Source organism: Brevundimonas sp. (assembly GCF_036659295.1).
Classification (GTDB): Bacteria; Pseudomonadota; Alphaproteobacteria; order Caulobacterales; family Caulobacteraceae; genus Brevundimonas.
Window position 1 is genome coordinate 1 of the sequence record NZ_JAVXCU010000105.1, and the last position, 6,587, is coordinate 6,587.

Here is a 6,587-nt window from a genome sequence, read left to right on the forward strand (position 1 = left end):
GACCACAATAACGATCGCCCAGTGCCAGAAACTCATAGCGCCCATCGGAAACCTCCTCGGTGGGCCGCGACTCTCGCGCGCCCGAACACAGATTGTTATCGCCCATATAGGCGGAGTGATGGCCCTGAGGAAAGGGACACTGTAGTCATCGGTCAATGAGTCTCATTGATCACGTTATCATCCACACCGATGGAGCCTGCAAAGGCAATCCCGGCCCGGGCGGCTGGGGCGCTATTTTGCAATCCCGCGGCCATGAAAAAGAGCTGTGGGGCGGTGAGTTGGATACCACCAATAATCGCATGGAAATGCTGGCCGCCATATCGGCACTGGAGGCGCTCAAACGCCCGTGCCGCGTGGATCTGCACACCGACAGCAAATATGTCATGCAGGGCGTGACCGAGTGGATGAAGGGCTGGAAAGCGCGCGGTTGGAAAACCGCCGACAAGAAGCCCGTCAAGAACGAAGACCTGTGGCGCAGGCTGGACGAGGCCCGTAACCGCCACGACGTCAAATGGCACTGGGTCAAAGGCCATGCGGGGCATGTGCTGAACGAACGTGCCGATTCGCTGGCCAACCGTGGCGTACAAGAAACCCGCGCTCGCTGATTGCGGCGCGGGTTCCAGTCGCTCAAACCTGAAAAGCAGATCTACTGCAGGCGCACCCGCAATAGTCCGGCCATAACCTGTTCGACGATCACATTTTCACCGACCAGCGGGTTGCTGTCGCTGGTTTCGGCGGCCCATTCAGCCCCCGAAATGAACACGCGCCCTACCCCGTTATTAAAAGGCTCGACCACGCGTGCAGTCTGACCGACCAGACGCAGGTTCACATCATTGATGTCTGGTGCGTCGGCCAGATTAACTCGCTTGACCAGACGCTTGGATGCCAGCGTCAAAGCAACAGTCAAAGCCGCAAAAACTGCGCCTTCAATCTTCAGGCCCAGTTCGGGGGCCAGTGCAGCAAGCAGGGCCGTAGCCCCCGCTGCCACCGCCGGCCACAGCAGCCATTCGGTGGAGAACATCGCTTCGATCCCCAATAGGATCACCCCGATGCCCAGCCACAACCAGAACGGCTGGATCGCATAAAGTCCGGCAAGCCATTCCATAGAGATCACTCCGTTGGCGGAACGCCCGTCGCACGCGGCGGCGCAGCGCGACGCGCAGGAGCAGACTGTTGTTGGGCCGCAGGACGAGGCGCATCATGCGGCTGGCGAGCCATGTTGACCAGTTCGCCAACACCGGCAATCGTGCCCACCAGAGCCGTCATTTCAGTCGGGACAATAACGGTTTTCTGCTGCGGGCTGCGGGCCAGTTCAGCAAAGGCTTCGACGTATTTCTGAGCCACGAAGTAGTTGATAGCGCTTACATTGCCGTCTGCAATTGCGTCCGACACCATGGTCGTAGCGCGCGCTTCGGCCTCGGCTTCACGTTCGCGGGCCTCCGCGTCACGGAATGCAGCTTCCTTACGGCCTTCCGACTGAAGGATGGCCGATTGCTTGGCGCCTTCTGCACGGGCGATCGCGGCTTGCTTCTCGCCGTCAGCCTCGGTGATGACCGCGCGACGCTCGCGCTCGGCCTTCATCTGACGGGCCATCGCATTGGTGATGTCGACCGGCGGCGTCAGGTCTTTAATCTCGATGCGCGCAACCTTCACGCCCCAGGGCGCAGTGGCCGAGTCGATGACGTGCAGCAAACGGGTATTGATGCTGTCACGCTGGCTCAGCACCTCGTCCAGTTCCATCGAGCCAACCACGGTACGCAGATTGGTCATGCAAAGCTGGGAGATGGCGTAGGTCAGGTTATCAACGCGATAGGCCGCAGCAGCCGCATCAATCACCTGAATGAAAACGATGCCGTCCACCTTCACCATGGCATTATCCTTGGTGATGACTTCCTGTGTCGGTACGTCCAGCACCTGTTCCATCATGTTCATGCGGCGGCCAACGCGCTCGATAAACGGGGTCAGGATATGGATGCCGGGGTTCAGCGTCTTGGTGTAGCGGCCGAAGCGTTCGACAGTGAACTCACGACCTTGCGGCACGATTTTCACAACACTGAACAGTAGGATCAGTGCAAACGCCACAAAGGGGATCACAAAAAATAGGCCCATCGTTTCCTCCGATTGAACCTGTTTACCCTATCAGGGCTTTTGTCGTTTTGGCCAGATTTTTGCCACAAGTGAACGGATTGTCATGTTGTCGCAGAGCTTTGTCGGGCGGCCATATGTGCAGCCCTGATGATGCGGCGGGTTTCTTCCCAGTTCACCATGGATAGCGCCTGTTCCAGCGGTACAAATTGGGCTTCGGCAGCGTCATCGCCCGCCACGGCTTCTCCGGACACCCAACGCGCCCAGTAATCGATCAGCACATAGTGGCGGTTCGCTTCGGGGAAAATGCCGTCCACCACATCGATCAGTCCGCCAAGCTCGGCTTTGACACCTGTTTCCTCGATCAGTTCGCGAATCGCCGCATCAACCAGTCGCTCGCCCGGCTCGACATGCCCCCCCGGCAGGCTCCACTCCCCCATCTTGGGCGGTTTGCCGCGCCGGATCAGCAGCACTTCATCTCCCTTTATGCAGACAACACCGACAGCGGGGACTGGAGTCATGATTATTTCGCCAAAAGACTGTTCGAGAGCACAGGTTTGCCCTTTCACCACAGCGCTGCTTTTGTCAAAAGGGCAAACATGACCCTCCCGACGCCCCTCGCCCTCGCCGAGCTGAAAGCGGCTCTTCCGGATGCCTTCACCGAGGACGCCGACGATATGGCTCCTTGGCTGACCGAATGGCGTGGACGCTGGACGGGTCATACGCCCCTGCTCTTGCAACCACGCACCAAGGCCGAAGCGCAAAAGGCCGTCGAGATTTGCGCCCGTCACGGCGTCGCCATCGTCACGCAAGGCGGCGGCACGGGCTTGGTGGGCGGCCAGATTCCATTTGGCGAGATTCTGCTGTCCACGCGCAAACTTCGCGACGTGCGCGACGTCACGCCTCTAGACGACGCCATGACCGTCGAGGCCGGTGTTACGTTGCTGGAAGCGCAGGAAATCGCCAAGGCCAATAACCGCTTCTTCCCGTTGTCACTGGCTGCCGAAGGTTCGGCCACGATCGGTGGCGTGATATCCACCAATGCGGGCGGCACGCAGGTCCTGCGTTACGGCATGATGCGTGATCTGGTGCTGGGCATCGAAGCGGTCATGCCGGACGGCCAGGTCTTCAACGGCCTGAAACGGCTTCGCAAGGACAATACCGGCTATGATTTAAAGCAACTTCTAATCGGGGCCGAAGGGACGCTGGGCGTTATTACGGCTGCGACCTTGAAGCTGTATCCGATCATGCGTTCGCGCTGTGTGGCCTTTGTCGGTCTGGAAAGTGCTGCCGCCTCTATCGAGCTGCTGGCCCGCGCCAAGGATGAAACCGGCGGTGGCGTCGAAGCCTTCGAGATGATGAAGCGCCTCGGCATGGAACTGGTACTCAAAAACATTCCAGATACGCGCGAACCGCTGGAAACCACACCGCCTTGGTATGTGCTGATCGAAATCACCAGCGGTACTGTCGGCGGCGCAGAAGCCCAGATGGAGCGCCTGCTGGAAGTGGCCTTCGAAGAAGGTCTGATCAGCGACGCCTCTATCGCCCAGAGCGATGCACAGCGTGCGCAGTTCTGGCGTTTGCGCGAAGAACATTCCGCAGGTCTGAAACCCGAAGGCGGCGGATGGAAACACGATGTCTCCGTCCCCATCAGCCGCATCGCCGACTTTATCGACGAAGCCACCACCGCCGTCGAAGCCTTCCATCCGGGATGCCGCGTTTCTTGCTTTGGCCATGTCGGCGACGGCAATCTGCACTACGACATCATACCCGGTGTGGGCGAAGACATCCCTGCCTTCATCGCCCGCTGGAAAGAAGGGTCGCAGATCGTACACGACGTGGTGGCCAAATATAACGGTTCGATCTCTGCGGAACACGGCCTTGGCCGTCTGAAGACCGAAGAGGTCAAACGCTATAAGTCGCCTCTGGAAATCCAGACCATGGCGGCAATCCGCAAGGCGATTGATCCGCAACGCATCATGAATCCTGCCGTCCTGTTCTGACCGCTATCGGGCCGCATCAAGCGGAAAACTTGTCGCATCAAGGTTTAAACTGACACGGTTTGCCCCTATGTGAGCCGCGACTAGGGAGCGTGCCTTGCTGATTGTTATTTCTCCAGCCAAGAAATTGGACTTCACAGCTGCGTCCGGCGACCTGCCGATGACGCCGCGTCGTTGTGCGCCGGAAACGGCGGAACTGTCGAAGGTGACGCACAAGCTGACCCGCGCCGATCTGCGACGCCTGATGTCCATTTCCGATGCTCTGGCAGATCTCAACTACGAACGTTTCCAGTCATTCGAGAATGACAAAACCGAAGGCGCCGTTCAGGCGGCATTCGCCTTTGCCGGTGATGTCTATGAAGGTCTGAAAGCTCGCGAAATGTCGGCCGACGATCTGATTTGGGCGCAGGATCATCTGCGTATCCTGTCGGGCTTTTATGGCCTGTTGCGTCCGCTGGATGGAATGCACCCCTATCGGCTTGAAATGGGTACGCGCCTGAAAACGCCGCGCGGCAATACGCTGTACGATTTCTGGGGCGAGCGCATTTCGCTTCGACTGAACGAGGATGCGCAGGGTCACCCTGAGCAGACCCTGATCAATCTGGCTTCGCAGGAATATTTCGGCGCTGTCGATGCCAAGGCTCTGAAGCTCAAAATCATTACGCCCCATTTCAAGGAACGTAAGGATGGTGTGGCGCGTATCATCTCGTTCCATGCGAAAAAAGCGCGTGGTGCCATGGCACGTTTCATCATCGAAAATCGCTTGGAAGATGCTGAATCTTTGAAAAAATTCGACCGTGATGGTTACCGTTTCGAGGCTGCTTCCTCGACGGATACGGACTGGATATTCATCAGAGAAGGAAATACCTGATGCGTTAATGGCAGACAGGCGCTAGTTTCCAACAAAATCAGAACAGGTTGGAAGCGCGCCCATGTTTGCCATGAACGATCTTAAGGGTCAGGTTGCCGTCATTACCGGCTCGACCTCGGGTATCGGTCTTGCCCTTGCCTCTGTGGCTGCCGAATGCGGTGCGGCGGTGGTGTTGAATGGTCTGGGTGACGCAAACACAATCGAACAAACCCGTTCGGACCTTGAAGCCCGTACCGGCGTGCGCGTGCTGTACCATGCTGCCGACATGACCAAACCGGATGAAATCGCCGACATGGTCACCTATGCCCACAAGGAATTGGGCCGTCTGGATATTCTCGTAAACAATGCGGGTATCCAACACGTCGAAGCCGTCGAGAAATTCCCCAACGATGCGTGGGAGCGGATTATCTCGATCAACCTGTCGTCTGCCTTCTATGCCACCAAGGCCGCTGTGCCGATCATGCAGGCTCAAGGTCGCGGCCGTATCATCAATGTCGCCTCGGCCCACGGTCTGGTCGCCAGTCCGTTCAAATCGGCCTATGTCGCCGCCAAGCACGGTGTGATCGGCTTTACAAAGACTGTTGCGTTGGAACTGGCCCAGCAGGGCATAACCTGCAATGCCATCTGCCCCGGCTTTGTGCATACCCCCATCGTGGACAAGCAGATCGACGATCAAGCGCGTACCCGCAATATGAGCCGCGAGGACGTAATGAAGAACGTCATCCTCGGCTCGCAGCCCACCAAACAGTTCGTCACCACCGATCAACTGGCCGGTATTTTCCTTTATCTGGTGTCGGATCTTGGCGCTTCGGCGAACGGCAGTTCTTATTCTGTCGACGGCGGCTGGACAGCCCAATAGTCTGAAGGCCTCTCAACGGAGGCCTCCCTTATGCCTGCCAAACGTAAACCCGTTTGCCTTGCCCTTCAGGGCGGTGGTTCTCACGGTGCCTTTCAGTGGGGTGTCCTTGACCGCTTGCTCGAAGACGACCGCATAGAGGTCAAGGCCGTCACCGCCGCCTCTGCGGGGGCCATGAATGCCGCCGCACTGGTTACGGGTCTGGAACGCAACGGGGCCACTGGCGCGCGTGAAGCGCTGGATTTCCTGTGGCAGCAGGTCAACCAGTCCGGCGGTCGCAATGTGTTCGGACAATCGGGCGCATGGCTCAAAAGCCTGACACCCCAATGGATGACCGAAAATCCCCTCTGGCAAGCCAGCCAGACCTTGGCCATGTCAATGAGCCCCTACAGCTTCAATCCGCTCAATCTGAACCCTCTCAAAAGGGTCATTGAGGCGGCTGTCGATTTAGAAGCGATAAAAGCATCGAAAATCCGCATCCATATTTCCGCCACCGCCGTCCGCGCCGGGCAATCACGCATCTTTGGCAATGACGAAATGACCGCCGATGTCTTGCTGGCCAGCGCATGCTTGCCGCATCTGTTTCAGGCGGTTGAAATTGATGGCGAGCCTTACTGGGATGGAGGCTATCTGGCCAATCCGGCCCTTTGGCCATTATTCGCCAAGGATGTGCCCGACGATATTATCCTGCTGCCGCTCAATCCCGTATTTCGCGCTGACACGCCCAAACACTCCGCTGACATCATGGATCGCCTGAACGAGATATTGTTCAACG

At 58.1% G+C, this 6,587-nt stretch carries 8 protein-coding genes; 5 read left to right on the forward strand and 3 right to left on the reverse strand.

All coding sequences use genetic code 11. The features are described from left to right. Positions 1–155 precede the first annotated feature (155 nt). A complete protein-coding gene (rnhA, locus tag RSB01_RS12845) occupies positions 156–605 on the forward strand; it encodes a ribonuclease HI (protein ID WP_332591140.1) in 450 nt (149 codons plus the stop codon). 41 nt (positions 606–646) lie between these two features. Here rnhA and RSB01_RS12850 read toward each other — a convergent pair whose 3' ends face one another. The 3 genes from RSB01_RS12850 to RSB01_RS12860 form a co-directional block, all read right to left on the reverse strand. Then, positions 647–1,105 (reverse strand): NfeD family protein, encoded by a 459-nt coding sequence (locus tag RSB01_RS12850; RefSeq protein WP_332591141.1) that lies wholly within the window; start codon positions 1,103–1,105, stop codon positions 647–649. Positions 1,106–1,110: 5 nt separating this feature from the next. Beyond that, a complete protein-coding gene (locus tag RSB01_RS12855; RefSeq protein ID WP_332591142.1) occupies positions 1,111–2,109 on the reverse strand; it encodes an SPFH domain-containing protein in 999 nt (332 codons plus the stop codon). A gap of 80 nt (positions 2,110–2,189) precedes the next feature. After that, entirely contained in the window at positions 2,190–2,606 is a 417-nt protein-coding gene (locus RSB01_RS12860) for an NUDIX hydrolase (RefSeq protein WP_332591143.1), read from the reverse strand. A 78-nt stretch (positions 2,607–2,684) separates the two neighbouring features. On the opposite strand from RSB01_RS12860, the gene RSB01_RS12865 reads away from it, so the two are divergent. The 4 genes from RSB01_RS12865 to RSB01_RS12880 form a co-directional block, all read left to right on the forward strand. After that, positions 2,685–4,088, forward strand: coding sequence for an FAD-binding oxidoreductase (locus RSB01_RS12865; protein ID WP_332620515.1), 1,404 nt, complete (start codon positions 2,685–2,687; stop codon positions 4,086–4,088). 94 nt (positions 4,089–4,182) lie between these two features. Next, complete coding sequence (gene yaaA, locus RSB01_RS12870; protein WP_332591921.1) at positions 4,183–4,956, forward strand: peroxide stress protein YaaA; 774 nt, start codon at positions 4,183–4,185, stop codon at positions 4,954–4,956. Between the two features lie 61 nt (positions 4,957–5,017). Then, positions 5,018–5,815: a 3-hydroxybutyrate dehydrogenase gene (locus RSB01_RS12875; RefSeq protein WP_332591922.1), complete on the forward strand. Its 798-nt coding sequence runs from the start codon at positions 5,018–5,020 to the stop codon at positions 5,813–5,815. A gap of 30 nt (positions 5,816–5,845) precedes the next feature. After that, a partial coding sequence (locus RSB01_RS12880) for a patatin-like phospholipase family protein (RefSeq protein WP_332625606.1) occupies positions 5,846–6,587 on the forward strand: 742 nt, incomplete at its 3' end.

Coding starts and splice junctions, on each gene's coding strand:
- rnhA (WP_332591140.1), top strand. CDS start 156: ATGAGTCTCATTGATCACGTTATCATCCACACCGATGGAGCCTGCAAA.
- RSB01_RS12865 (WP_332620515.1), top strand. CDS start 2,685: ATGACCCTCCCGACGCCCCTCGCCCTCGCCGAGCTGAAAGCGGCTCTT.
- RSB01_RS12875 (WP_332591922.1), top strand. CDS start 5,018: ATGTTTGCCATGAACGATCTTAAGGGTCAGGTTGCCGTCATTACCGGC.
- RSB01_RS12855 (WP_332591142.1), bottom strand. CDS start 2,109: ATGGGCCTATTTTTTGTGATCCCCTTTGTGGCGTTTGCACTGATCCTA.
- RSB01_RS12860 (WP_332591143.1), bottom strand. CDS start 2,606: ATGACTCCAGTCCCCGCTGTCGGTGTTGTCTGCATAAAGGGAGATGAA.
- RSB01_RS12850 (WP_332591141.1), bottom strand. CDS start 1,105: ATGGAATGGCTTGCCGGACTTTATGCGATCCAGCCGTTCTGGTTGTGG.